Genomic DNA, 26,161 nt, shown 5'->3' on the forward strand with positions numbered 1-26,161 from the left:
TGTCACGCCGGATGACGACGGCGCACCCGGGCTCAGAAGCTCGTGACGAGGTCGCCGAGCACCTCGTCGACCTCGGTGGGGTCGGTCGCGTCGTAGTAATGGGCGCCGGTGGCGCTCGAGATCGACTGCAGGGTCTTCACGTCGGCATCGGCTCCGTACGCGAGCGTGAACACGAGCACGGGGGTCGAGTGGTGGAGCTCCTCGAGCGTGTCGAGCATCTGCTGCGCCGAGGTGCTCGGCGCCTCGGTCTCGTTCCTGCCGTCGCTGAGCAGCACGATCGCGTTGATGCGGTCGGGGTCCCAGCCGTCGGCCTGCCGCTTGGCGAACGTGTCGACCGCCTCGTAGAGGGGCGTCCACTCGATCGGCTTCAGCGTGCTGAGCGCCGACTCGAACCGGTCGCGGGTGTCGGCGATGTCGGCGACCGGGCTCACCTCGCCGGGGGCGAGCGCCTGCGCGTCGACCTCGGAGAAGGCCGCGAGTCCCACCCCGTCGCCGTCCGAGAAGTGGTCGAGCGACAGCTCGACCGCCTGCTTGGCGGCCTCGAGCTTCGTCTCGCCCGTCTCGATGGGGTCGCCCATCGATCCCGAGACGTCGAGGAGGAACAGCACGTTGGCGCGCTTGCGCACATCGGGGAAGGCCTCGTGCATCGCGACGACGACCTGCGGGTCGGGGAAGTCGAGTCCGGCCTCGGAGGTGTCGGCGAGCGCGCCGACCTCCTGGATCTCGGCGTCGAGCTCGCCGTTCAGGTCGCGGTAGCCCGTCTCGCGCACGATCGCCTGGCCCTCCTTCGTGCCGGCGAAGCGCAGGAAGTCCTCAGCGGCGGCGGTCTCGGCCTCGTCGACCCAACTGCCGGTGAGCACGACGGCCGGGTTGTCGGCGATGTAGAAGCCGTCGCTCGGGTAGATCGGCACCAGCGGCTCGGCGGGCGGGTCGCTCTCGATCCGCGTGACGCCGTCTCGGCTCGTGATGCCGCGGTTGTAGTCCCACACCGACTTCTCGTCGACGATCACGGCCGACAGGAAGTCGGCGGCCGACCCGCCCTTGTCGGCGGACTGCCTGGCGTGCCAGAGGAAGTGCTCGGGCGTGGCCATGTAGTGGCTCGTCGCGAGCTCGTGCTGCTTGACCTCGTCGGCGACCTCGTCATCGGCGACGTCGTCGGCCGTGAGCTCGGCGACCGAGCCCGCCGCCGCGCCGTACGATGCGAGCATCGCGGCCTCGCCCGAGCTCGCGATGACGGGACTGGTCTTGCCGAGCTTGAACCCGCCCCACTCGGGGTGGTCGAGGTCGGCCCACACCTGGTCGTCGTCGGCGGTCTCGAAGACCTCGGCCCAGGTCGGCGGCTCGTCGTCCCAGCCGATGGCGGCCGCGAGTGGTTCGGGCATGGCGAGCACGATGTCGGAGGACCCGACGCTCGAGCCCTCGGCGGGCACGTTCGCCCCGCCGCCGGCCTCGCGCGCCACGCCGAGCCACGACCGGGCGTCGGGGATCCATACGACGGGCCGCTCGTCCTCGGGGACCTCCGAGAAGCCGACCGCGGCCTCATCGGCGGCGATGCCCGACTTGTCCTTCGAGGCGACGACCGTGACGCACGAGCCGTCGACGTCGCGCGGCTCGGCGTTGTAGCCGTCGGCGAGTCGCTGCACCATCTCCGCGTTCTCGAAGGACGAGAGCACCGACACCGTCGTGCACGGCTCGGCGCCGGGCTCCGCCGCCGGTTCGTCGGCGGGGAAGACGATGGGCTCGCGTTCGGGCGCCTCGCTCGGCGCGGCGGTGGTCGACCCCTCGTTCACCAGGACCATCGCGGTGACGGCCCCGCCGATGAGGAGGAGGGCCGCGATCCCGCCCGCCACGGCCAACCGGATGCCGCGCCGACGTCGCCGACGGCGCTCTTCGCGCAGTTGACTTCGATCGCGTCGGGCCGGCTGGTGGCTCGGTGCGTCGGTCATCGTTCCTCCAGTCGGGACGGCTGGGCTCGATCGTGAGCCTAGCTCAGCAGCCTGCGACCTCGCAGGGAACGTCCATGCCCCCGGTGGTGCGCCTCAGCGGGTGGCGTTCAGCAGGCCGATGACCACCGCCGTCCACCACGCGAGCTGCGAGACCACGGCGCTCGCGACGAACCCGAACCGTGCGCGGCCGGGGAGTGCGCGGAACGTGGCTCGCGCCGGCAGCCGGGCGAGGTCCGAGGTCCACTTCGTCAGCGCGACGCCGTTGAGGCTCAGCACCAGCACGGCGACGAGCTTGACCTGCGTGGCCGTCGAGGTGAGGTCGGGTTCGAGCAGCGCGCCGCTCGCGAGCAGGCCGGCGAGGCCCACCCAGACCGGGAGGATCATGGTGCGATCGGCCTGGCGGACTTCGCGCACGGTGCTCCACCCGGTGGCCCAGAGCAGCGCGTGCCATTCGATCATGAGCACGGCGCCGAGCCCGACGACCAGCGACGCGAGGTGCACGAAGAGGGCGGCGCCGTGCAGCCAGTCGGGCGGTGCGAGCACGGCGCTCAGCCAGACCGCCAGGGCCCAGGCGAGCGTCACGACCGCGTACGCGATCGCTCGCCCGCGTCGCCGGCGGGCCTGCTTCTGCCTGATGGTCGTCGTCACGCCTCGAGCGCCGGCCTCTCGTCCGTCGCACGCGCTCGGGCGTGCGTCCCGTTCCGCTGGCCTCACCATATCGGGCGCGTGTTTCGGGCTCGGTCACCCGGCGTCGACGCGCCCGGTCGGGGCGGATGCCGCTACTCGACGACGAGCGCGAGCGAGGTGTCGCCGCACGGCACGACGTCCCCGCCGCCCGGCAGCCGGACCGCGTGGGTCACGCGGCCCTCGGCCTCCGCCTCGCGTAGCGGCGCGAGCGCCTCGGGGAGCCCGTCGAGGCGCAGCAGCGCACCGGTCGCGCGATGCGGATCGGTCGCGATGACGATGCGCCCGGAGGCGTTCACGACGGTGAGCGTGCCGCTGGCGTCGCGGAGCACGGGCAGGAGCACCTGCTCGAGCCGCGCCACGTACATGTCGGCGCCGACGACGCCGACCATGTCGTCATCGATCGTCACGGGCGTCGTGACGGTGACCGTGTAGTCGTCGGTGCAGAGGTAGTCGACGTAGGGCCCGGTCAGGTGCCGCGATCCGGTGCGCTCCGGGACGCGCCACCACTCGAGCGTCGTGTAGTCGCGGAACGACTCGGCGTCGGGGTCGCTCACGGCGTCGAGGCGACGGATGCCGCGTGCCGGAACCCCGCGGAACGGGTTGCCGTCGCTCAGCCACCAGGCCAGGTGCCAGGGCGCGTCGATGAGGTAGCCCGGGGCGGCGACGAAGCCGGCCCCGGTGATGAGCGTGCCGGGGCGGTCGAGTTCGGCGGCGACGGTGGCGGCGACGACGGGGTCGAGGTCGGCGGCGCGCGGCTCGGGTTCGGCCCCGAGCCGCTCCCCGAGTTCGCGCTGCCAGCCGTCGATCAGGGCGAACACGGGGTCGATCACGTCGGCGATGCGCCCGGCGATCGCGGAGGCGCCGGTGGCGACGACCTGCGTCATGACGTGCTCCCTTCCTGAGGTGCGAGGGGCGGTGCCGATGCGGCTTCGAGTCGCACCTTCTCGTCGATGAGCCATTCCACCGCCGAGCCGATGTGCGTCGTGGTCGCGTTGCGCGCGGACGCGGCATCCGCTGCCCTGATCGCGGCGATCACCTCGAGGCGGTGTTCCCTCGTGCGGTCACGGTACTCCTGTTCGCGCAGGCACATCCAGAGCAGGGCGCCGGTCTCGGCCTGCAGGCGCAGTTCCTCGTGCACGAGCCGTGGCGACTGGCTGATGGCGGCGACCTCGAGCTGGAACCGGCCGACCGCGCGGCGCGCACCGCCGGGTGAGGCGAGGTCGGCCCTGGCGTCGATCTCGACGAGGCTCTGCAGGTCGTCGTCGCTCGCACGATCGGCGGCGACCTCGGCGGCCATGCCGGCGATCGCGGCGTAGTGCAGCGAGAGGTCGCGCAATTCGATGCGGCTGAGGGAGCGGACCCGCTCCTCGGTGAGGCGCAGCGAGACGTCGTCGTCGTAGATGACGAAGCTGCCGCCGTCGCGACCGCGACGGGTCTGCACGAGGCCCTTGTGCCGGAGCGCGACGAGGGCCTCGCGGGCGGTGACGGGGGCGACGCCGAGGAACCTGGCGAGGTCGGCCTCGCTCGGCAGCCGCTCGCCGTCGCGGAGCACGCCCGACGCGATCGCATCGGTGAGGCGCTGCTCGACGAGTTCGGCCCGGCCGGCGCCCTCGAGCGGGGAGAAGACGACGGCGCGGGCGGCGTCGGCGCGCGCGGTGGCGTGCGGCATCCGTCCTCCTCGATCGAGCACCCGCGGATCCGCGCACCCCCCCGGACTGGGGGCGGTCACCGGCGAATCCGTGATGCGACCGTAACACGAACCTCTGGACTATGACATATGGATTCATAGGATTAGGAACCACGCCATCGAAGGAGAGGCCCATGACCGACCCGCAGCCGGCCATCCGGCTCACCGGACTCACCAAGGAGTTCGGAGCCGTCACCGCCGTCGACCACGTCGATCTCGAGATCGCCGCGGGGGAGTTCTTCTCCATGCTGGGCCCCTCGGGTTCCGGCAAGACCACCGTGCTCCGGCTCATCGCCGGCTTCGAACAGCCCACGAGCGGCACGATCGAGCTCTTCGGCGACGACGTCACCAAGCGCGCCCCGTTCGACCGCGACGTGAACACGGTCTTCCAGGACTACGCGCTGTTCCCGCACATGAGCGTGCTCGAGAACGTCGCCTACGGGCTCCGCGTCCGGGGCATCGGGCGGAAGGAGCGCATCGAGCGCGCCCGTCGGGCCCTCGCGTCGGTCCGCCTCGAGCAGATGGGCGACCGCAAGCCCTCGCAACTCTCCGGCGGCCAGCGCCAGCGCGTCGCGCTGGCGCGTGCCACGGTCGTCCAGCCCAAGGTGCTGCTCCTCGACGAGCCGCTCGGCGCGCTCGACCTGAAGCTCCGCGAGCAGATGCAGGTCGAGCTGAAGGAGATCCAGCGCGAGCTGGGCATCACGTTCATCTTCGTCACGCACGACCAGGAGGAGGCGCTCACGCTCTCCGACCGGGTCGCGGTCTTCAACGACGGGCGGATCGAGCAGCTCGGCACGCCCGCCGAGCTCTACGAGCGGCCCACGTCGCGCTTCGTCGCCGACTTCGTCGGCACGTCGAACCTCTTCGACGACGCCGTGTCGCGCGAACTCCTCGGGCGCGGAGGCGTGCACTCCGTGCGACCCGAGAAGATGTCGGTCGGCTCGGGCGAGACCGGCGCCGACGTGCGCAACGCCCAGGGCACCGTGGTCGAGACGATCTACCTCGGCAGCGGCATCCGCCTGGTGGTCGACCTCGACGCGGGCGTGCGCGTCAGCGTGCTCGAGCAGAACGATCGCAACCGGGTCCACGACGACGAGCGCGGCGACCGCGTCGTCGTCAGCTGGCACGACGACGACGTCGTCGCACTCGGCGGGGCGGACGCCGCGTCCGCACCGGCCGCCTAGGTCCGGCCCGTCCCCGCCCGACCACCCGAACGCACCACCTCCACCCACCAAGAGAAACCAGGAGAGAACCATGATGCGCACCCCGCGCACGGCGCGCCGCGGCGCGACCGTCGGCCTGGCGATCGGCTCGATCGCCCTGCTCACCCTGACCGCCTGCGGCACCACCTCGGGCGGCGGCTCCGGCTCGAGCGACGACGCGCTCACCGAGCTCGGCGACGCCGAGGGCCAGGTCTCGATCCTCGCGTGGCCCGGCTACGTCGAGGACGGCTCGAACGACCCGACCGTCGACTGGGTCACCCCCTTCGAGGAGGAGACGGGCTGCGAGGTCACCTCGAAGACCTACGGCACCTCCGACGAGGCCGTGAACCTCATGAAGACCGGCGAGTACGACGTCGTCGCCGCATCGGGCGACGCGACCCTCCGCCTCATCGCGGGCGGCGACGTCGCGCCCGTCAACACCGACCTCATCCCGAACTACGAGGGCGTCTTCGACTTCCTCAAGGAGAAGGAGTGGAACTCGGTCGACGGTCAGAGCTACGGCGTGCCCCACGGCTACGGCGCCAACCTCCTGATGTACAACACGGAGACCTTCGCCGAGGCCCCGACCTCGTGGGACGTCGTGTTCGACGGCGCGAGCGAGAACGCGGGCAAGGTGACCGCCTACGATTCGCCGATCTACATCGCCGACGCCGCGGTCTACCTCATGGCCCACCAGCCCGAGCTCGGCATCGAGAACCCCTACGCGCTCGACGAGGAGCAGTTCCAGGCAGCGGTCGACCTGCTCAAGGTGCAGCGCGAGTCGATCGGCGAGTACTGGTCGGACTACCTCAAGGAGATCCAGGCCTTCGAGACCGGCGACTCGGTCGTCGGCACGACGTGGCAGGTCATCCAGAACGTGCTCGCCGGCTCGGGTGCGCCGACCGAGGTCGTCCTCCCCGAAGAGGGTGCGACCGGCTGGTCGGACACCTGGATGGTCGCCTCCGACGCCGCGAACGTGAACTGCGCCTACATGTGGCTCGACTACATCGCCAGCCCCGAGGCGAACGCGACCGCGACGTCCTACTTCGGCGAGGCTCCGTCGAGCCAGGCCGCCTGCGAGTTCCGCGAGGACTGCGAGGCGTACCACGCCGGTGACGAGGAGTACGCGTCGCAGATCTGGTACTGGACGACCCCGATCGCCGAGTGCGTCGACGGTCGCACCGACGTCGAGTGCGTCGACTACGCGCAGTGGACCGCTGCGTGGCAGGAGATCAAGGGCTGAGTCCGTAGCCCTCGCGGGCCGGGGAGCACGCTCCCCGGCCCGCACACCCCCGTTCCCCCGAGCACCACCCCGACAGGAAGCAGCATGACGATGAACGCGACGGCACCGGCATCCGCTCGCGGCGCGGCATCCGACCCGCCCGAGCCCGACCGCGCCGACACGGCACCCGGCGGAGCGCCCAGGGGTGGCATCCCGAAGCCGAAGGCGACGCCGGCACGCCGCGTGTCGGTCTTCCTCAGTTCGCACCCGCGCGTGCGGCTGGGGTTCCTGCTCGCGGCGCCGCTGTTCTGGCTGGGCCTCGTCTACGTCGTCGCGCTGGCCGCGCTGCTCGTCACAGCCTTCTGGTCGGTGAACAGCTTCACGGGCGAGATCACGACGGACTGGACGTTCGACAACATCATCACGGTGCTCACCGGCTCGCTCTACCAGACGGTGACGCTCCGAACGATCGGCGTGGCACTGCTCGTCACGATCATCGACGTCGCCCTCGCGCTGCCGATCGCGTTCTACATGGCGAAGGTCGCGTCGCCGCGTGCCCGCCGCATCCTCGTCATCGCGGTCCTCATGCCGCTCTGGGCGAGCTACCTCGTCAAGGCGTACGCCTGGCGCTCGGTGCTCTCGCAGGACGGCATCCTCGAGTGGGTGCTCGCGCCGTTCGGACTGCACACGCCCGGCTACGGCCTGCCCGCCACGGTCATCACGCTGTCGTACCTGTGGCTGCCGTACGTGATCCTGCCGATCTTCGCGGGGCTCGAGCGCGTGCCCGACTCGCTGCTCGAGGCATCCGCCGACCTGGGCGGCAAGACCTGGCCGACCATCCGCCACGTCGTCTTCCCGATGGCCCTGCCCGCGATCATCGCCGGCACGATCTTCAGCTTCTCGCTCTCGCTCGGCGACTACATCACGGTGAACATCGTCGGCGGCGCGAACCAGATGCTCGGAAACCTCGTCTACACGAACGTGGGCGCGGCCAACAACCTGCCCCTCGCGTCGGCGATCGCGCTCATCCCGATCGCGATCATCTTCGGCTACCTCGCGCTCGTGCGTCGCACGGGCGCCCTGGACAACCTCTAAGGGGCGACGGATGCGACTCTCCCGACTCTCTCGCACGACGCTCGCCGTCGTCGCCGGCCTCATCCTCGTGATCGTGTACGTGCCGCTCGGCGTCGTGCTCGTCAACTCGTTCTCGACCTCGACGTCGCTCAGCTGGCCGCCGCCCGGCTTCACGCTCGAGTGGTGGCAGCGCGCCTTCCAGTCCGCGGGCGCCATGGAGGCCGTCGGCACCAGCGTGTTCGTCGCGATCATCGCGACCGCGGTCGCGCTCGTGCTCGGCACGCTCATCTCGTTCGCCCTGCAGCGCTTCGACTTCTTCGGGCGCCACACCGTCAACCTGCTCGTGATCCTGCCGATCGCGCTGCCCGGCATCATCACCGGTATCGCGCTGAACAACTTCTTCCGTACGATCATGGGCGTGCCGCTGTCGATCTGGACCGTCGTCATCGCCCATGCGACCTTCTGCATCGTGACGGTCTTCAACAACGTGATCGCGCGACTGCGCCGCACGGGGACGAAGCTCGAGGAGGCGTCGGCCGACCTCGGCGCGGGCGTCTGGACCACGTTCCGGCTCGTGACCTTCCCGCAGCTGCGGTCGGCGCTGCTCGCCGGCGGCCTGCTCGCGTTCGCGCTGTCGTTCGACGAGATCATCGTGACGACGTTCACGGCCGGGTCGGGAGTCACGACCCTGCCGATCTTCATCCTGAACAACATGTTCCGGCCGAACCAGGCGCCGATCGTCTCGGTGATCGCGGTCGTCCTGGTGCTCGTCTCGATCATCCCGATCTGGCTCGCCCAGCGGCTCTCCGGCGACGAGCAGCAGCGGCGCTGACCGCGAGGGCGGAGCGACGACCCCCGCGCTCCGTCCTCGCCCGGGTGCAGAATGTGTGCATGGATGCCACGCCGACGTCGTCCTTCTCCGCCGCACTGCCCGAGTGGCTGGTCGCCGAACTGCCGCGGATCGCGGCGGAGCCGCTGCCCGACGACGACGCGCGCATGGCGCTCGCGATCGAGCTCGCCGACCGGAACTGGCGGGAGGGCAGCGGGGGGCCGTTCGGCGCGCTCGTCGTCGACGCGGCATCCGGTGAGGTGGTCTCGGCCGGCGTGAACCTCGTGCTCTCGAGCGGGCTGAGCTCGCTGCACGCCGAGGTCACGGCGATCTCGCTCGCGCAGCGCCGGCTCGGTCGATGGGACCTGGGCGCCGGAGGCGCCGAACTCGAGCTCGTCGTCAACTGGGCGACATGCGTCATGTGCTACGGCGCGACCATGTGGTCTGGGGTGCGACGGCTCGTCCTCGCGGGCGACGGCGAGGAGTGCGAGCGGCTCACCGGGTTCGACGAGGGCCCGATGCCGACCGACTGGAAGGGCGAGTTCGAGCGGCGCGGCATCCGCGTGCACTCGGGGGTCCGTCGCGACGATGCGATCGAGGTGTTCCGCGCGTTCGGCGCGTCGGATGCGGTCGTCTACAACGCGCGCGGCGCGACCGAGCGGTAGTCGCGGCCGGGCCGGGGGCGCCGCGATGGGGATCGACAACGACGTCTACGACCGGCTCGGCGCGACGTGGTGGGACGAGGACAATCCCCTGAACGTGCTGCACGGCAGCTTCACCCCCGCACGCATGCGGTACTTCCGGAGGGTCCTCGAACGGGTGGGCGTATCCGGCGGCCGGGTCCTCGACGTCGGCTGCGGCGCGGGGTTCCTGTCTGAGGAGTTCGCGAAGTCCGGGTTCGCGGTCGCGGGGATCGACCCCTCGCCGGTGGCGATCGCCGCCGCGCGTGCGCACGCCGAGGCCGGCGGGCTGGTCATCGACTACCGCCTCGGCAGGGGCGAGCAGCTGCCGTTCGCCGATGCGAGCGTCGACGTGGTGGCCTGCTGCGACGTCCTCGAGCACGTGGCCGACGTCGATCCCGTGGCCGCCGAGGTGGCGCGGGTCCTCCGCCCCGGCGGCGTGTTCCTGTACGACACGGTCAACCGCACCCGGCGCAGCCGGCTGCTCGTCATCCGAGCGATGCAGGAGTGGCGATGCACGCGGATCACGGACGCCGAGATCCACGAGTGGGCGATGTTCATCACCCCGGCCGAGCTCTCGGCGGTGCTCGACCGACACGGCCTGGCCGCCGCCGAGACGGTCGGCCTGGCCCCCAGGGCGGGACTGCCGGCGATCGTGCGCGACCTGCTCCGCACCCGACGGGGTCGGATGACGTACGGCGAACTGAGCCGGCGACTCGACTTCGGCGAGGTCGCGGACGTCCGCGTGTCGTACCTGGGGTACGCGGTCCGGAGCGGATGACGCGACCGGCCGGCCCGGACCTCGTCCGGACCGGCCGCTCGGCGATCAGTGCTCGGGGTGGCCGTCGCGCCCTCCGCGCCGGCCGCCGTCGTGGTGCAGGTGGACGTGCACGTGGACGTCGTCGTGGGCGCGACCGTGGCCGCGACGTCGGCCGCGGCCGTGTCGGCGCCCGCCGTGCTCGTGCTCGCACGGGTCGACGTCGTGACCGTGGTGGTCGTCGAACGCCGACGGATGCCGCATCGGCCCGCCCTGCGGGCCGCCGACCGCCCACGGCGGAATGCCGCCCCGGGCGCCGCCGCGCCGCATCCACGGCGCCGGCCCGAATCCGGGGCCGCCGGGGCCGCCAGGGCCGAAGCCGGGACGCCGCCGCCCGCGTCCGCGACGGGGCTCCGGCGTCGACTCGTCCCAGCCGAGTCCGCGGGCGATCGCCTCGAGCGAGGCGATCATCGTGGCGTACTCCTCGTCGGAGACGGCCGAGCGTACCCGGTCTCGCACGCCCTGTACGAGTTCGGTGAGCCGGTCGAGCGTCTCGCGCCCGGCGTCGGTGAGTGTCCAGTCGCCGGGCTCGCCGGTGATCCAGCCGCGCTCGACGAGGTCGTCGAGCTTGCGCGGACGGGCGGCCAGTCGCGCCGCGAGGCGCTCGTCGCGAACCTCGCCGGCGACCAGGTTGAGGCGGCGCCAGTCGCGCAGGCCGACGCCCTCCTCGGCGAGTGCGGTGTCGACCTCGGCGGCGATGCGCTGATCGACGGTCGTCAGCCAGAAGCCGAGGGGGCGGATGCCGCGGGTCGGCGTCTCGGGAGCGTCGGACGCCTGGGGCGCTTCGTTCGCGCCGTCGGCGTGGCCGGGCCCGTCGTGGTCGTGGTCGTGGTCGTGGTCTTGGAATCGATCGTCGGTGTTCATGGGAATCCTCTCGTGGCGCGCATGCGCGCCGGACTGCGACGCCCGCACGGTCGGCGGGCGTGGTCGGGGTGCCGCGAGTGCGGCGTCGGAGCGGGGCGCCCGACGTGACGCCGGGGAGTCCTGCTCCCGGCGATGTACATGTCGCATGACATGTACATGCACTATGACATGGAACCCGTTCGCATGTCAAATGACATGTAATCTGGGGGCATGAGCGAAGAGGGCGACGCGCGGGGTCGGGACGATGCGGTGGAGCGCATCGAACAGGCCCTCGCGTCTCTGCGGCGCGGCGGCCGCGGACAGTGGGCCGGGCCGCACGGACACGGCGGTGCCCACGGCCGCGACCAACCGGATCGGCGCGGCGAGCCGCATCGGCACGACGAATCGCATCGCCGCGGCGGGCCGTTCGGCGCGCCCTTCGGGAGTGGGGGGCCCGGTGGCCGTGGCGGGCCCGGCGGTCCGCGCGGCCCGTGGGAGTTCCGCGTCGGCCCGGTGGCCCGGGCGCGCCTGCTCGCCATGCTCGACGCTGCGGATCGGCCGATGTCGGTGACCGAGCTCGCGGGTGCGGTCGGCGTCGACCAGCCGAGGGCGAGCCGGCTCGTGCAGGCGGCCGTGGAGGAGGGACTCGTCGTGCGCGAGGCCGATCCCGACGACGCTCGGCGCACGCGCATCCGGATCACCGACCTCGGTCGCGGGGTCGTGCACGCGACGACCTCGAGTCGCCGGCGCGCGATCGAGTCCGCGTTGGAGGGCTTCAGCGACGAGGACCGCGAGCGATTCGCCGAACTCCTGGCGCGGTTCGCGGACGGGCTCCGGCGCGCACATCCGCCGCACTCGTGACCGTGCTCATCTGAGCAGGGCCCCGGGAGAAGAATGCACATTTGCGGGCAGCGCGTGAACGCTTCGTGACAGGTCTTCCCGATCGCCCGGGACCTCCATAGGCTGACGCCGTCCGGGGGTCAGGGTGGCCTCCTGTCGCGTGCCGGAGGTGCCGAGATGCAACGACCCGTCCAACGCCTGACCGTGGGGCTGACTGCGGCAGTCCTGATGGGGGTGGGAATCGCGGGGCCGACGAGCGCCGCCGTCGCGGCCGAAGGGCCGACCGACCTCATCATCAGCGAGTACGTCGAGGGGTCGTCGACCAACAAGGCCGTCGAGCTCTACAACCCGACCGACGCCGACATCTCGCTCTCGGGCTACTCGTTGAACGTCTACTTCAACGGCAACACGACGTCCACGGCGTTCGCCCTCGCCGGTTCGGTTCCCGTCGGCGGGACGTTCGTGTTCGCCAGCACCCTGTTGGCCTCGTCCGCCCCCGGCCTCGCCCAGCAGACCACCGGCGCCGGCCTGTGGAACGGGAACGACGCCATCGTGCTGAAGCGCGGCGACAACGTCGTCGACTCGCTCGGTCAAGTCGGGTTCGACCCGGGCAGTGAATGGGGCACCGACCTCGAGTCGACCGCCGACAACACCCTCCGCCGCAACGCGAACGTCTGCGTCGGCGACACGGACCCGTCCGACGTCTTCGACCCGTCCGCCGAATGGACCGGCTACGCGGTGAACACCTTCGACGGCCTCGGCTCGCACACCTGCGGCGAGTCCGGACCGCAGGAACCCGTCATCAACGAGTTCTCGGCGTCGACCGTCGGGACCGACGTCGAGTACGTCGAAATCCTGGCCGAACCCGGCACCGACGTGAGCGGATACCGCGTGCTCGAGATCGAGGGCGACTCGAACTCCGCCATGGGCACCGTCGACGAGGTCATCTCGTTCGGACCCGTCGACGGCAGCGGGCGCTCGCTCGCCTGGCTGCCCGCCAACGCGCTCGAGAACGGCACGATCTCACTGCTGCTCGTCAGCGGGTTCACCGGTGCGCTCGGCGACGACCTCGACGCCGACAACGACGGAACGCTCGACGCGGCCGGCTTCGAGATCCTCGACTCGGTCGCCGTGAACGACGGAGGCGCCGGCGACCTCGCCTACGGCGACACGGTCCTCACCGTCGCGTACGACGGCCTGTCGTTCGCGCCGGGCGGCGCCTCCCGCATCCCGGACGGCGTCGACACCGGTTCGACCGCCGACTGGGCGCGCAACGACTTCGACCTCGCCGGGATCCCCGGTTTCACCGGAAGCCTCGTCGGCGGCGAGGCGGCCAACACCCCGGGCGCGCCGAACTCGCTGACGGTGGTCGTCGTGCCGCTGCCTCCGGCCGACTGCAACGCCGCGACCGTATCGATCGGCTCCGTGCAGGGCTCGGGCTCCGCCTCGCCCGTGGTCGGATCCACCGTCCAGATCGAGGGCGTCGTCGTCGGCGACTTCCAGGACGGAGGATTCGACGGCTACTACGTGCAGGACACCGGCGACGGTGATCCTGCGACCTCGGACGGCATCTTCGTGTACGCCCAGAACGGCGTCGATGTCGCCGAAGGCGACGTCGTCCACATCGCCGGGGTCGTGAGCGAGTTCTTCGGCATGACCGAGATCACGGCGACGGCGAACTCGGTGTGCGAGACCGGCGCCGCGCTTCCGCCGGCCGCCGAGCTGATCCTGCCGGCCACGCCGGAGGCGAAGGAGTCCCTCGAGGGCATGCGCGTCACCCTGCCGCAGTCGCTCTCGATCCTCGAGTACTTCAACTTCGGCCGGTACAACGAGATCGCGCTCGGGACCGAGCGGCAGATGCAGCCGACCGCGGTCTACGAGCCGGGATCGCCCGAGGCGCTCGCTCTGAAGGAGGAGAACGCGGCGAACCGCATCACGCTCGACGACGGGCGCAGCACCGAGAACCCCGACCCTGCGATCCACCCGAACGGCGAGGAGTTCGGCCTCGACAACACGTTCCGCGGCGGCGACCTCGTCACCGACGCGACGGGCGTGCTCGACTACCGGTTCGACCTCTGGCGCGTCCAGCCCACCCAGGGCGCCGACTACGAGGCCGTGAACCTGCGGCCCGAGGTCCCTGAGGTCGGCGGGAACTTCACCGTCTCCAGCTTCAACGTGCTGAACTACTTCACCTCGATCGGCTCGGGCGGCGACTTCCGCGGCGCGAACACTCAGGAGGAGTTCGACCGACAGGAGGCCAAGATCGTCGCCGCTCTCGCCGAGATCGATGCCGACGTATTCGGGCTCATCGAGATCGAGAACAACGACGAGGCCGTCTTCACCCTCGTCGACGCGCTCAACGAGAAGCTCGGAAGCGACGAGTACGCGGCACTCGATACGGGGATCATCGGCACCGACGTGATCACGACGGCGTTCATCTACAAGCCGTCCGAGGTCGAACTCGCGGGCGACTTCGCGATCCTCGATGAGAGCGTCGACCCGCGCTTCGACACCGATCGCAACCGTCCGGCGCTCGCGCAGACGTTCGCCGACGTCGAGACCGGTGAGGAGGTCACGGTCGTCGTCAACCACCTCAAGTCGAAGGGCTCCGCCTGTGCGGGCGATCCCGACATGGACGACGGCCAGGGCAACTGCAACCTGACCCGTGAGGCGGCAGCCGAGGCGATGGTCGACTGGCTCGCCACGGGCCCGACGGGCGCCGAGCCCGGTCGCGACCTGATCATCGGCGACCTGAACTCCTACGACAAGGAGGACCCGATCGACGTCCTCACGGAGGCCGGCTACACCGACCTGCTCCTCGCCGAGCAGGGCGAGAACGCCTACTCGTACGTATTCGACGGCCAGCTCGGCTACCTCGACTACGCGCTCGCGGGGCCGGGACTGCTCCCGAAGGTCACGGGCGCGGCGGCGTGGGCCATCAACGCCGACGAGCCGAGCCTGCTCGACTACGACATGACGTTCAAGAAGGACGCCCAGGACGCGATCTTCGCGCCCGACCCGTTCCGCTCGAGCGATCATGACCCGGTCCTGGTCGGCTTCGACTTCGTGCCGCCCGAGCTCTCGGTCACGGTCGACCCCGAGCTGGTCTTCCCGCCGAACGCCAAGTGGCAGACGGTCACGTTCGACATCGAGGCGACCGATGACTCGGGCGAGGTCTCCGTCGAGCTCGTCGACGCCACGGCCGAGGGCCACAAGGCCGAGGTCCAGGTGATCTCCGACACCGAGGCGCGCGTTCTGGCCCGCTACGGCGCCGTGTACACCTTCGTGTTCGAGGCGACCGACCCGAGCGGCAACACCACCACGCAGGAGGTGACGGTCACGGTCGGACCGTAGTCCGGCCCCCAGCCCGACGGCGCGTCGCTCCCCTCCCCGGGGCGGCGCGCCGTCGTCCGTCTCCGGGTCGTGCCCGGCGGCTGCGTTCGAGCGGTCGAACGATACGTGCGCGTGAGCAGGAGGTAGTGCTCGGCGCGATCGCGCCGGACGCGGTCGCGTCCTAGCCGGCGGCGGCGGCGTCCGTCGCCCGCTGCGGTACGCGGACGAACAGCATGAGCACGAGCCCGGCGGCCAGGACGAGCACGATGCCGAGCACGCCCCAGTAGGTCGCGCCGAAGATCGCGATGAACATCGACCAGAGCAGCGGCGACAGGAAGCTGGCCGCCCGACCCGTGGTCGCGTAGAGGCCGAAGATCTCGCTCTCACGGCCGGCCGGCGTCACGCGCGCGAGGAACGACCGCGAAGCGGCCTGCGCGGGACCGACGAAGAGCGTGAGGACGAGGCCGAAGATCCAGAACGGCAGCTTGCCGGCGTCGTGGAGGAAGAACACGATGAGCCCCGCACCGACGAGTCCGGCGAGCGCCGTGAGGATGACGGCACGCGGCCCGAACCGGTCGTCGAACCGGCCCGCGACGATCGTCGACACTCCCGCCAGCAGGTTCGCGGCGATGCCGAAGATCATGACCTCGTTCGAGGTGAAGTGGAAGGCGACCGCGGCGATCACCGCGCCGAACGCGAAGACGCCTGCCAGCCCGTCGCGGAACACCGCGCTCGCGAGGAGGAACCAGAACGTGGGCCGCGACTCGCGCCAGAGGCGGACGATGTCCTGCACGAGCACCGCATAGCTGCGGAAGAACCCGACGCGCGCGCGACCCGGCGCCGGCGGCGCCTCGGGCACGTAGACGAGCACCGGCCACGCGAAGACCAGCGTCCAGACGGCGCAGCCGACCGCGATCACGCGGAAGACGAGCCCGTCGTCGGTCGGCATGCCCCACCAGTCGAACGCCGTGGCGACCACGACCAGCACGAGCGCGACGATGCCGCCGAGGTAGCCGAGGCCCCAGCCGAGACCCGAGACCTTGCCGACGGTCTTCGGCGTCGACACCTGCACGAGCATGGCGTTGTAGTTCACGCCCGCGATCTCGCTGAAGACCGTGCCCGCGGCGATGAGCGAGACCCCGAGCACGAAGTACGACGCCGTTCCCTGCACGAAGAAGAGGCCGAGCATGCACGCGACGAGGGCCGCGGTCGCGCCGCCGAGCCAGAGCTTGCGACGGCCGGCGACATCCGCTCGCTGACCGAGCACGGGGGCCAGCAGGGCGATGAGGATCCCGGCGATCGTGATCGCCCAGCCGAGCCCGCTCGCGAGCTCGGCGAGTCCGCGCTCGTAGGCCGGGTCGCCCTCGCCGAGCGCTGCGACGGCGGGGTCGAGGAACCAGTCGCTCGTGAGGTAGAGCGCCGTGAAGACGAACGTGAGGATGACCGAGTTGAACGGCTGCGTCGCCCAGTCCCAGAGCGCCCACGACCACACCTGACGCTTCGGGATCGTTCGCTCGCCCTGGAGCTCGAGGCCGGTGACCGCCCGCAGCTCGGCGGTCGACAGGGGAGGGGTGACGACGCCGGGCCGCGTGGGGTGCGGGGGCTCGGGCGACTGGGGCTGGTCGGTCATGGCGGGAGTCTTCCGACGTCGGGTGAACGGGCGGTGACGGCGCGCCCGGACGGTGCCGATCCGCGTCGATCCCGTGCAGGCTAGCGCCTCCGGCTCGGTGCGCGATAGCCGGAGACGACCGCGTCGTGGATTCCCGCGATCCCGCGCCGCGAGCCGCCCGTCCCCTGCCTCAGGCGGCGGACTCGGCCGCGGCCTCGCGCTTGATCGCCGACAGCTCGAACTCGAGCGTGATCTTCTCGGAGACGAGCCACCCGCCCGAGTCGAGCGCCATGTTCCACTCGAGGCCGAACTCGCGACGGTCGATCCGGCGGGTGCCCTCGAAGCCGGCCCGGAGCGCACCGAACGCGTCGGTCTCGACTCCGGTGAACTCGATCGGGATGGTGATCGGCTTCGTGACGTCGCGGATGGTGAGGTCGCCCGACACGACGAGCGCGTTGTCGCCGACCTCCTCGATCCGGCTGCTGCGGAACGTGATGTCGGGGAACGTCTCGGCGTCGAAGAAGTCGGCGCTGCGCAGGTGCTCGTCGCGCTGCGCGTTGCGGGTGTCGACGCTCGCGACCTTCAGCACGATCTCGGCCTTCGACGAGTCGGGGTCGTCGAAGTCGACATGCAGGGTTCCGGTCAGGTCATTGAAGGCGCCGCGGACGGTGGCCACCATCGCGTGCTTGGCCGAGAAGCCGATGCGCGTGTGACCGGGGTCGAGGTCCCAGTCGCCGCTCAGGTCGGGTCGGGTGTCGGTCATGATCTCCCCAGGGTCGTTCACCAAAAACTCCCACAGTCTCTCATCATCCGGCTGACCGGACGCCACGAGCCCACGACCGGCGGCCGATCGGGCGCCGTCGCATCGCCCGATCGGCCGTCACGGTCATCGGGTCACGTCGCCGACGAGCTCGGCGAAGAGCTCCTCGGCGTCGCACTCGAGCCGTTGCCGCGTGAACCACTCGCACACGTTCACGCAGTCGCGGTGCAGCAGGTCGAACCCGTTCGGATTCGCCACGACGTCGACGACCTGCGGCAGGTCGATCGCGACCACTCGGCCGCGGTCGACGAGCAGGTTGTAGGGCGAGAGGTCGCCGTGCGCGAGGCCCGCGTGCGCCAGCGTCCGCATGAACCCGGCGACCTTGTGGAAGAGGTCACGGAGCTCGTCGGGCGCGGCCCGCACCTGGGCGAGGCGCGGCGCGGCGACGCGTCCGTCGCCGATGAACTCCATGAGCACCTCGGTCTCGCTCACCTGCACGGGGTACGGCACGGACGCACCGAGCTCGGTGAGCCGCGACAGCGCCGCGAACTCGGCGTACGCCCATTCGACGCGGGCGACCTCGCGGCCGTACGACGACGAGCGCTGCACGGCGCGCACGTCGCGCGAGCGGCGCGTGCCGCGACCCTCGGTGTAGATCGCCGATCGGTGGAACAGCCGGTTCTGCGCGCCGCGATAGCGCTTCGCGGCGAGCAGGGTCGCGTTCCCGGGCACGCCGGCCGGCGCACCGGGCACGGCACGTTCGACGAGCCAGAGGTCGGCCTCCTTGCCGGTCTTCACGATGCCGAGTTCGGTGTCGATCGCTGCGGCGGAGGTGACGAGCCAGTCGGGCCGCGGCTGCGGCCCTCGCTCGCTGGGCTGGGTGGCCGGCCAGGTCGACCAGCGCTGGTCCTCGCCGGGCTCGACGTCCGAGAAGGCGAGTGGGGCGGATGCCGCGCCGAACGGCGCAGCGGTCGCCGCGCGCGGTCGCGCGGCGGAATCGTCCAATGACGACAGCATGTTCACGGTAGGTGTCTCCGAGATCGTGGAGGCCACCGGTCGCGGATGCTAGCGGGCGGCCTCGCAGGGAAGGGTGTCTGCGATACGCGCGACGAGGACGGTGTTCATCGCTTCACTCCCTCCGGTCTCGGCCCGCTGCGGGCGTCGTCGTCGTCGCCCCGGCGGGCGACGGATGCCGCGTGGCGCGGCCCGGATGAGCATACGCCGCACCGCGGCATCCGTAAAGGGCCGCGGGCGGGGCCGGCGGCTAGCGGCTGTGGTCGGCGAGGATCTGGTCGACGTCGATCTGCGACAGCAGGTGCTGCCAGTCGAGGCCGCGGGCGACGTCGGCCACGTCGGGTTCGGCGAACGCCTTGCCGTTGCGGTGCACGACGATTCCGGGCGGGACCAACTGGTTGAGCCGCGCGAGGATCGCGTCGTCGACCGCCTCGGTGTCGAAGTCGGCGCCGACGCGTTCGTAGACGTCGGCCGAGAGCGTGTACGGGACGATTCCGACCTCGATGGGTTCGGCCATGGTGGTTCCCCTTCCTCCGTCGGCCGCCCCGCTCACGCGCGGGCCGCTGCGGCCTCGTCGTCTTCCGTGGCGACCAGCTGACCGCACGCGCCGTCGATCTCCTTGCCGCGCGTGTCGCGGATGGTGGTCGGGATCCCCGCGTCGGACAGGCGGCGCACGAACTCGTGCTGGACCTCGACCTCGGAGGCGGTCCAGATCGAGCCCGGCGTCGGGTTCAGCGGGATCGGGTTGACGTGCACCCACCCTCGGCCGCGCGCGTTGAGCTTCTCGGCGAGCAGGTCGGCGCGCCATCCGTGGTCGTTCATGTCCTTGATGAGCGCGTACTCGATCGAGACGCGGCGACCGGTCTTCTCGAAGTACTCGCGCGCGGCGTCGAGCGCCTCGTCGACCTTCCAGCGCGAGTTCACGGGGATGAGCTCGTCGCGCAGGTGGTCGTCGGGCGCGTGCAGGCTGAGTGCGAAGGTGACGGGCACCTGCTCGTCGGCGAGCTTGCGGATGGCGGGGACGAGCCCGACGGTCGAGACGGTGATGTTGCGGGCCGACATCCCGAGGCCGTTCGGGGCCGGAGTCGCCATGGTGCGCACGGCGCGCATGAGCCGCGCGTAGTTCGCGAGCGGCTCGCCCATGCCCATGAAGACGATGTTGGAGACGCGCTCGGGCGTGCCGTCGTCGGCGCGCTTGCCGTGCAGGGCGCCCGACGCGATCACCCGGTTCGCCTCGACGACCTGCGCGAGGATCTCGGCGGCCGACATGTTGCGCGTGAGGCCCGCCTGGCCGGTCGCGCAGAACGGGCAGTTCATGCCGCACCCGGCCTGGCTCGACACGCACAACGTGATGCGGCCGGGGTAGCGCATGAGCACCGACTCGACGAGCGCGCCGTCGTGCAGCTTCCAGAGGAACTTGATCGTGTCGCCGCGGTCGGTCTCGAGGCGGCGGACCTCGGTCAGGAGCGGGGGCAGGAGTCCGGCGACGAGCTCCTCGCGGCCGTCGGCCGGGAGGTCGGTCATCTCGGCCGGGTCGCTCGTCCAGCGCGTGAAGTAGTGCCGTGCGACCTGCTTCAGGCGGTACGGCGGGATGCCGAGCTCATCGGCCTTGGCCTTCCACTCCTCCGGGGCGAGGTCGGCGAGGTGGGCCGGCGGCTTGCCGCGCTTGGGCGAGGCGAACTGCAGCAGGGGGCGGCCGTCGGGGCCCTTCGCCTGCTTCCAGCCCTCGGTCTTCGGACGAACCTGGCGGATGCCCGACGATCGCGGCGGCGTCGCCCGGCCCCCGTCGGCGGGCGTGGTGCTCTCGGGAGCGTCGGTCGGCATGGTCCAAGGGTACGCGCCGCCGCCGGGCGTCGGCTGGACGCCCTGCGGCCGGCACGGTTCGCCCGCGTGGGCCCGTCGACGCGCCACGCGGCTCGGGAGCGGGCTCCCGGCGCGCCAGCTCGCGTCAGCTCGCCGGGAGGAGGAACTCCGCGTACACCGGCGTGCTCACGTACGTGACCGTTCCGGACCCGATGACGACGACGGGACTGATGCCGTTCGCTGCGTCGGGCTGCCCGCGGTACGAGCCCGCGACCGGATCGTCGCCCTGCGTGTAGCCGGCCGCGGCGAGCGCGCCGCCCCACTCGGCCTCGTCGTCGCCGACCGGGAGCTGCACGACGTCGACCACGTTGTCGCTGTTCGGCCTCCCCCAGGAGCAGACGAGTCCGCCCTCGTCCTGGAGGTCGACCGCGATGGGGTCGAAGAGCGTGGGCGTGCGGGTCTCGAGCCCGTCCGCCTCGAGCTTCGCGTACGCCTCGGCCGTGAGGACGGTGTCGCAGGTCGCGGGCACGGCCGACCAGTCGGTCGTCGGCTCCGCGCTCGCCGAGTCGACGGGTGCGTCGGCGGACGAGCTCGACTCGGGCGAGTTCGACGGAGTCGGGTCGGCGCCGCTGCATCCGGCGAGACCGAGGGCGAGGAGGGCGGCGGCGACGGGCGCGACGATGCGCGAGTGGGGGCGTCGGGTCATCCGCTCAGCGTAGGGCGACCGGATGACCCGGGCGGGTCGTTCTGCACAGCGGCCCGCCCGGGACCCGTCGTTACGGCGTCGTCCAGGTGGCCGGTGGCTTCTGCTGGTCGTACAGCCAGATCTGGAAGAACTCGTCGAGATCCTCGCCCGAGACCTCCTCGTACACCTCCTGGAAGTCCTCCGAGGTGCCGGTCGAGTCGTCGTACCGCTCGACCCACAGGCGCGCGGCCTCGAAGAACGCGTCGTCGCCGACCTCCACCCGGAGCGCGTGCAGCGTCGCGGCGCCGCGGTTGTACACCTGCGTCAGGAAGAGCCCGAACTCGCCCGGGTCGCCGATCTGGAGGTCCCAGTACGCCTGCGTGCGCGCCGGCGCGTACCAGTTGTCGTAGGTGGTCTGCGCCGTGTTCCTGCCCTGCTCCTCGTTCCACATCCAGTTCGCGTACGTCGCCCAGCCCTCGTTCAGCCAGATGTCCTGCCAGCGCTCGGGGCTCACGGCGTTGCCGAACCACTGGTGCGCGAGCTCGTGCGAGACGGTGCCCTCGCTCGCCTGCGACGAGTACACCGGGCGGGTCTGCGTCTCGAGCGCGTAGCCCACGCTGTCGTTGTCGACGATCGACCCGTAGGCGACGAACGGGTACGGCCCGAACTTCGACTCGAAGAAGTCGATCATGTCGACCTGCCATCCGAGGCTGGTGTTCGTGGTCGCAAGGCGTGCCGCGCTCAGCTTCGTGTCGACCGCGTCGATGATCGCCACGCCGCTGCCGGAGGTGTACGGGTCGCGCAGGTCGAAGTCGCCGACCGAGGCGGTGGTGAGGTAGCTGGCCTGCTCGTCGGGGGCATCCCAGTACCAGGTGGTCCAGCCGTCGGCGGTCTCCTCGGGCTTCGGCTGGATGCCGTTCGCGACCGCGACCTTGCCCTCCGGCACCGTGATCTCGAACGAGTACGTCGCCTTGTCGGTCTGGTGGTCGCTGACCGGGTACCACGTCATCGACCCCTCGGGCTCGCTCACGACCATCGCGCCGTCGCGCTGGGTCACCCAGCCGTAGAAGACGCCCTCGATGTCGCTCGGTCGGGTCGTCGTGCCGCCGTACTCGACGACGAGCTGCACCCGCTGGCCGGACTTGATCTTCGGCCGCGGCTGCACGGTGAGCTCCCAGATGCGTGCGTCGTCGTCCTGGACCTGCCAGTAGGCCGCGCCGTCGACCTCGGCGCCGGCCAGCGGCGGTGCGACGGATGCCGCCGGCTTCCCATCGATGCTCAGGGCGTGCACCTCCATCCCGCGCAGGTCGAGGTTGAACCGGTCGAGGTCCTGCGTCGCGACGAGGTCGACCGTGGCGACGCCCTCGAACTCGCCCTCGAGCGGTGCGGGGTCCGGAGCCGGCGGGGTGTACGTGACGTCGAGGTCGTAGTGCTGCACGTCGTAGCCGCCGTTGCCGGCGTACGGGAAGTACGCGTCGCCGACGCCCTCGGCTCCGGCGGTGTACCGCGGGCCGCTCGGCTTCCCCGGCGCGGCCGCCGCGCCTGCCGCGCCGATCGTGCCCAGTGCCAGCGTCGCCACCGCGATGCCGCCGACCAGTCTCGTCCTCGATCTCATCCTGCGCTCCCCGTCTCGCTCATGCATCGGTGCCAGAACTCTAGGGTTGGAAACCGCCTGCCGGTAGACCTCGCGCACGAGATCGCCGGGCGACCCTGCCGCGACGCACGGAACGCGCGCCGCGCGCGTCGCGCCCGCCACGCGCCGCCCTCCAGCCCGTCCGTCCCGCACCCTCCCGCCCACCACGCGCCTCCTCCTGAATCGAGATGCCACCTGCTGCGGGATGCCGGCTGCCAGACCGGCGCCACGTGGCAACTCGAACCGGGGCGACGTCGTGGGCGGCGGTCAGGGGCGGCGGGTGCGCGACCAACCGCGCGAGCGGAGTGCGCGTTCGAGCTGCTCGAGCGCACGCGGCGGTGGGAGCAACCGGCCGATCCGGATCACGATCCAGCCGTCGGCCGCGAGGTCGTTCAGACGTTCCACGTCCCGGTGGAACTGCTTGGCGTCGACCCGATGCTGCTCACCGTCGTATTCGAGGAGTACCTGCTGCGCACGGAACACGAGATCACCGTGCGTCGTCCAGCCCGACCCGAGCCGGATCGGCGCGTTCAGCTCGGGCTCGGGGAAGCCGGCGCGCAGGACCCGGAGTCGGAGCAGCGACTCCCGGCGCGAGGCGGATCCGGCGCGGAGGTCGGCGAGCGCCTCACGCAGCCGGATCGCGCCGCGACGGGATCCGTACCGGACGACGGCCGCGCGAAGCTCCTCCGGCTTGGCGAGCGGCCGACGCCAGCCGACGAGTCGGTCTCCGGCGGCGACGAGGTCGTCCCTCCCGAGTGACGCGGCGAGTTGGCACCAGGCATCCACCGGGGCGACGAGCGGGAAGCCGTGGTGCTCGGTCGTCGGGATGCCCGCGCCCAAGCGGTGCCCGACGACGTCGCGCATCCTCGGCTGGCGCTGCGGAGCCGGGGCGGCGACGTGCAGCGGGCGGGCTCGGCCGCTCGGCAGGGGGAGCCCCCAGAGGAGCGCTGCCGTCGCGTGACTGAAGACGTGCCCGGGTGGCATCCGTTCCGCGTAGGCGCGGCAGAGTTCCGCGAGCGAGTCCGTTCCGACCGGGGCACGGACCGCGCGGAACGGGATCTCGAGGTCTCTCGCGGGGAGTCTCCCGCGCGAGACGCCGAGTGCGACGGCGCGGTGCACGCTGAACGGACGCCCGGCGAGCGCGGGAGGAAGCGGCGACGGACTCTTCACGACGCGAGTCTCGCGGCCCCGCAGCGTCGCAAGTGCCGCTCGAGCACCCGAACACGCCGTCGCGTATCCCGCACCCCCTGTGCAGGACGACTCCCCCGACTCCTGCACAGCGCTCGATCCGAATCGAGTTGCCACTCGGGGCGTCAGGAAGCGGCGCGAGGCGTGCACAGGTGGCATCTCGGTGTGGGGCAGTTCGTGAGGTGGTGCGGGGGCGGACGCGCAGCCGGGCGGCGGCCGTCGGAATGCTGAGATCTCGCCGAGAGTTGAGTCAAGTACGCTCAAGTTCACCGGTCTCGACTTGACATCGATTCGGGCGGGTCCGACACTTGAGTCGGCGAGGCTCAAGTCTCGTCGATCATTGACTTCGGCCGCGGGCGAGGAACGCCGGGCCGATCGCCGGGGGCGACTTCCTTGAGACCCCGGGCAGAAGGAGATACACACATGTCACGTGCAGTCGGAATCGACCTGGGCACCACGAACTCGGTCGTCAGCGTCCTCGAGGGCGGCGAGCCCGTCGTCATCGCGAACGCCGAGGGCTTCCGCACCACCCCGTCGGTGGTCGCGTTCACGAAGGACGGCGAGGTGCTCGTCGGCGAGACCGCCAAGCGCCAGGCCGTGACCAACGTCGACCGCACCATCTCGTCGGTCAAGCGCCACATGGGCACCGACTGGAAGTCGGCCTCGATCGACGGCAAGGAGTACACGCCGCAGGAGATCTCGGCGCGCATCCTCCAGAAGCTCAAGCGCGACGCCGAGCAGTACCTCGGCGACACCGTCACCGACGCGGTGATCACCGTGCCCGCGTACTTCAACGACGCCGAGCGCCAGGCCACCAAGGAGGCCGGCGAGATCGCGGGCCTCAACGTGCTCCGCATCATCAACGAGCCCACCGCGGCCGCACTCGCGTACGGCCTCGACAAGGGCAAGGAGGACGAGTTGATCCTCGTCTTCGACCTCGGCGGCGGCACGTTCGACGTGTCCCTCCTCGAGGTGGGCAAGGACGACGACTTCTCGACCATCCAGGTCCGCGCGACCGCCGGCGACAACCGCCTCGGCGGCGACGACTGGGACCAGCGGGTCGTCGACCACCTGATCAAGCGCTTCAAGGAGTCGACCGGCGTCGACGTCTCGAAGGACAAGATCGCCCTCCAGCGCCTGAAGGAGGCCGCCGAGCAGGCCAAGAAGGAGCTGTCGTCGGGCATGTCGACGAGCATCCAGCTCCCCTACCTCTCGCTCACCGAGAACGGCCCGGCGAACCTCGACGAGACGCTCACGCGTGCGCAGTTCGAGAACATGACCTCCGACCTGCTCGACCGCACCAAGAAGCCCTTCGAGGACGTCATCCGCGAGGCCGGCATCAAGCTCTCCGACATCGCCCACGTCGTGCTCGTCGGCGGCTCGACCCGCATGCCCGCCGTCTCCGAGCTCGTCAAGAAGGAGACCGGCAAGGAGCCCAACAAGGGCGTGAACCCCGACGAGGTCGTCGCCGTGGGCGCCGCCCTGCAGGCGGGCGTCCTCAAGGGCGAGCGCAAGGACGTGCTGCTGATCGACGTCACCCCCCTCAGCCTCGGCATCGAGACCAAGGGCGGCATCATGACCAAGCTCATCGAGCGCAACACGGCCATCCCGACCAAGCGCAGCGAGACCTTCACGACCGCCGACGACAACCAGCCGTCGGTCGCGATCCAGGTCTTCCAGGGCGAGCGCGAGTTCACGCGCGACAACAAGCCGCTCGGCACGTTCGAGCTGACCGGCATCGCCCCGGCGCCCCGGGGCATCCCGCAGATCGAGGTCACCTTCGACATCGACGCCAACGGCATCGTGCACGTGTCCGCCAAGGACAAGGGCACCGGCAAGGAGCAGTCGATGACGATCTCGGGCGGCTCGGCGCTGCCCAAGGAGGACGTCGAGCGCATGGTCCGCGACGCCGAGGAGCACGCGGCCGAGGACAAGAAGCGCCGCGAGTCCGCCGAGACCCGCAACCAGGCCGAGCAGCTCGCCTACTCGGTCGAGAAGCTGATCAAGGAGAACGAGGACAAGCTCCCCGCCGACGTGAAGTCCGACGTCCAGGGCGACGTCGACGCGCTGAAGTCGGCCCTCGCGGGCGACGACGACGACGCGGTGAAGTCGGCGTTCGAGAAGCTCTCGCAGTCGCAGGGCAAGCTCGGCGAGGCGATCTACGCGCAGGGCCAGCAGGCGGATGCCTCCGCCGCCGGCGCGAACCCCGGCGAGGACGCCAACGCCTCGGGTGAGCAGGGCGCCGAGTCCTCCGACGAGGACGTCGTCGACGCCGAGGTCATCGACGACGAGGACGAGAAGAAGTAACC

At 71.1% G+C, this 26,161-nt stretch carries 22 protein-coding genes; 9 read left to right on the forward strand and 13 right to left on the reverse strand.

Annotated elements, in window-relative coordinates; translation table 11 throughout:
• Window positions 1–32: 32 nt before the first annotated feature.
• The 4 genes from ACSJD1_RS01290 to ACSJD1_RS01305 all read right to left on the reverse strand — a co-directional run bounded on the left by ACSJD1_RS01290 (window position 33) and on the right by ACSJD1_RS01305 (window position 4,302).
• Window positions 33–1,946: a vWA domain-containing protein gene (locus ACSJD1_RS01290; RefSeq protein ID WP_438853506.1), complete on the reverse strand. Its 1,914-nt coding sequence runs from the start codon at window positions 1,944–1,946 to the stop codon at window positions 33–35.
• Window positions 1,947–2,039: 93 nt separating this feature from the next.
• A complete protein-coding gene (locus ACSJD1_RS01295; RefSeq protein ID WP_438853507.1) occupies window positions 2,040–2,594 on the reverse strand; it encodes a hypothetical protein in 555 nt (184 codons plus the stop codon).
• 131 nt (window positions 2,595–2,725) lie between these two features.
• The gene (locus ACSJD1_RS01300) at window positions 2,726–3,517 is read right to left on the reverse strand and encodes a PDC sensor domain-containing protein (RefSeq protein ID WP_438853508.1); all 792 of its coding nucleotides are present in this window, start codon (window positions 3,515–3,517) and stop codon (window positions 2,726–2,728) included.
• Window positions 3,514–4,302: a FadR/GntR family transcriptional regulator gene (locus ACSJD1_RS01305; protein WP_438853509.1), complete on the reverse strand. Its 789-nt coding sequence runs from the start codon at window positions 4,300–4,302 to the stop codon at window positions 3,514–3,516. Before ACSJD1_RS01305 ends, ACSJD1_RS01300 begins: the two co-directional genes overlap by 4 nt.
• A gap of 152 nt (window positions 4,303–4,454) precedes the next feature.
• Here ACSJD1_RS01305 and ACSJD1_RS01310 point away from each other — a divergent pair, with 152 nt between their 5' ends.
• The 6 genes from ACSJD1_RS01310 to ubiG all read left to right on the forward strand — a co-directional run bounded on the left by ACSJD1_RS01310 (window position 4,455) and on the right by ubiG (window position 10,108).
• Window positions 4,455–5,504, forward strand: coding sequence for an ABC transporter ATP-binding protein (locus ACSJD1_RS01310; protein ID WP_438853510.1), 1,050 nt, complete (start codon window positions 4,455–4,457; stop codon window positions 5,502–5,504).
• A gap of 70 nt (window positions 5,505–5,574) precedes the next feature.
• Window positions 5,575–6,765: an ABC transporter substrate-binding protein gene (locus tag ACSJD1_RS01315; RefSeq protein WP_438853511.1), complete on the forward strand. Its 1,191-nt coding sequence runs from the start codon at window positions 5,575–5,577 to the stop codon at window positions 6,763–6,765.
• 84 nt (window positions 6,766–6,849) lie between these two features.
• Complete coding sequence (locus ACSJD1_RS01320; RefSeq protein WP_438853512.1) at window positions 6,850–7,839, forward strand: ABC transporter permease; 990 nt, start codon at window positions 6,850–6,852, stop codon at window positions 7,837–7,839.
• A 10-nt stretch (window positions 7,840–7,849) separates the two neighbouring features.
• Window positions 7,850–8,650, forward strand: coding sequence for an ABC transporter permease (locus ACSJD1_RS01325; protein ID WP_155841031.1), 801 nt, complete (start codon window positions 7,850–7,852; stop codon window positions 8,648–8,650).
• A 59-nt stretch (window positions 8,651–8,709) separates the two neighbouring features.
• Complete coding sequence (locus ACSJD1_RS01330; RefSeq protein ID WP_438853513.1) at window positions 8,710–9,312, forward strand: nucleoside deaminase; 603 nt, start codon at window positions 8,710–8,712, stop codon at window positions 9,310–9,312.
• Between the two features lie 25 nt (window positions 9,313–9,337).
• The gene (gene ubiG / locus ACSJD1_RS01335) at window positions 9,338–10,108 is read left to right on the forward strand and encodes a bifunctional 2-polyprenyl-6-hydroxyphenol methylase/3-demethylubiquinol 3-O-methyltransferase UbiG (RefSeq protein ID WP_438853514.1); all 771 of its coding nucleotides are present in this window, start codon (window positions 9,338–9,340) and stop codon (window positions 10,106–10,108) included.
• Between the two features lie 45 nt (window positions 10,109–10,153).
• Here ubiG and ACSJD1_RS01340 read toward each other — a convergent pair whose 3' ends face one another.
• Window positions 10,154–11,008: a MarR family winged helix-turn-helix transcriptional regulator gene (locus ACSJD1_RS01340; RefSeq protein ID WP_438853515.1), complete on the reverse strand. Its 855-nt coding sequence runs from the start codon at window positions 11,006–11,008 to the stop codon at window positions 10,154–10,156.
• Between the two features lie 492 nt (window positions 11,009–11,500).
• Here ACSJD1_RS01340 and ACSJD1_RS01345 point away from each other — a divergent pair, with 492 nt between their 5' ends.
• Window positions 11,501–11,848, forward strand: coding sequence for a MarR family winged helix-turn-helix transcriptional regulator (locus tag ACSJD1_RS01345; protein ID WP_438853516.1), 348 nt, complete (start codon window positions 11,501–11,503; stop codon window positions 11,846–11,848).
• A 207-nt stretch (window positions 11,849–12,055) separates the two neighbouring features.
• Window positions 12,056–15,181, forward strand: a complete 3,126-nt coding sequence (locus tag ACSJD1_RS01350; RefSeq protein ID WP_438853517.1) for an ExeM/NucH family extracellular endonuclease — start codon at window positions 12,056–12,058, stop codon at window positions 15,179–15,181.
• Window positions 15,182–15,341: 160 nt separating this feature from the next.
• Here ACSJD1_RS01350 and ACSJD1_RS01355 read toward each other — a convergent pair whose 3' ends face one another.
• From ACSJD1_RS01355 to ACSJD1_RS01390, 8 genes are all read right to left on the reverse strand, one after another.
• The gene (locus ACSJD1_RS01355; RefSeq protein WP_438853518.1) at window positions 15,342–16,790 is read right to left on the reverse strand and encodes an MFS transporter; all 1,449 of its coding nucleotides are present in this window, start codon (window positions 16,788–16,790) and stop codon (window positions 15,342–15,344) included.
• Between the two features lie 169 nt (window positions 16,791–16,959).
• Complete coding sequence (locus tag ACSJD1_RS01360) at window positions 16,960–17,532, reverse strand: YceI family protein (protein WP_438853519.1); 573 nt, start codon at window positions 17,530–17,532, stop codon at window positions 16,960–16,962.
• Window positions 17,533–17,655: 123 nt separating this feature from the next.
• Window positions 17,656–18,582, reverse strand: a complete 927-nt coding sequence (locus ACSJD1_RS01365) for a serine protein kinase RIO (protein ID WP_438853520.1) — start codon at window positions 18,580–18,582, stop codon at window positions 17,656–17,658.
• A gap of 211 nt (window positions 18,583–18,793) precedes the next feature.
• Window positions 18,794–19,060: a hypothetical protein gene (locus ACSJD1_RS01370; RefSeq protein WP_438853521.1), complete on the reverse strand. Its 267-nt coding sequence runs from the start codon at window positions 19,058–19,060 to the stop codon at window positions 18,794–18,796.
• 32 nt (window positions 19,061–19,092) lie between these two features.
• Complete coding sequence (gene rlmN, locus ACSJD1_RS01375; RefSeq protein ID WP_438853522.1) at window positions 19,093–20,367, reverse strand: dual-specificity RNA methyltransferase RlmN; 1,275 nt, start codon at window positions 20,365–20,367, stop codon at window positions 19,093–19,095.
• A gap of 124 nt (window positions 20,368–20,491) precedes the next feature.
• The gene (locus ACSJD1_RS01380; RefSeq protein WP_438853523.1) at window positions 20,492–21,052 is read right to left on the reverse strand and encodes a hypothetical protein; all 561 of its coding nucleotides are present in this window, start codon (window positions 21,050–21,052) and stop codon (window positions 20,492–20,494) included.
• A 70-nt stretch (window positions 21,053–21,122) separates the two neighbouring features.
• The gene (locus tag ACSJD1_RS01385; protein WP_438853524.1) at window positions 21,123–22,646 is read right to left on the reverse strand and encodes a M1 family metallopeptidase; all 1,524 of its coding nucleotides are present in this window, start codon (window positions 22,644–22,646) and stop codon (window positions 21,123–21,125) included.
• A gap of 285 nt (window positions 22,647–22,931) precedes the next feature.
• Entirely contained in the window at window positions 22,932–23,834 is a 903-nt protein-coding gene (locus ACSJD1_RS01390) for a hypothetical protein (RefSeq protein ID WP_438853525.1), read from the reverse strand.
• A gap of 441 nt (window positions 23,835–24,275) precedes the next feature.
• On the opposite strand from ACSJD1_RS01390, the gene dnaK reads away from it, so the two are divergent.
• A complete protein-coding gene (dnaK, locus tag ACSJD1_RS01395; RefSeq protein WP_438853526.1) occupies window positions 24,276–26,159 on the forward strand; it encodes a molecular chaperone DnaK in 1,884 nt (627 codons plus the stop codon).
• Window positions 26,160–26,161: the final 2 nt, after the last annotated feature.

This window comes from Agromyces excoecariae, assembly GCF_051715505.1.
In the GTDB taxonomy this organism is placed as follows: Bacteria; Actinomycetota; Actinomycetes; order Actinomycetales; family Microbacteriaceae; genus Agromyces.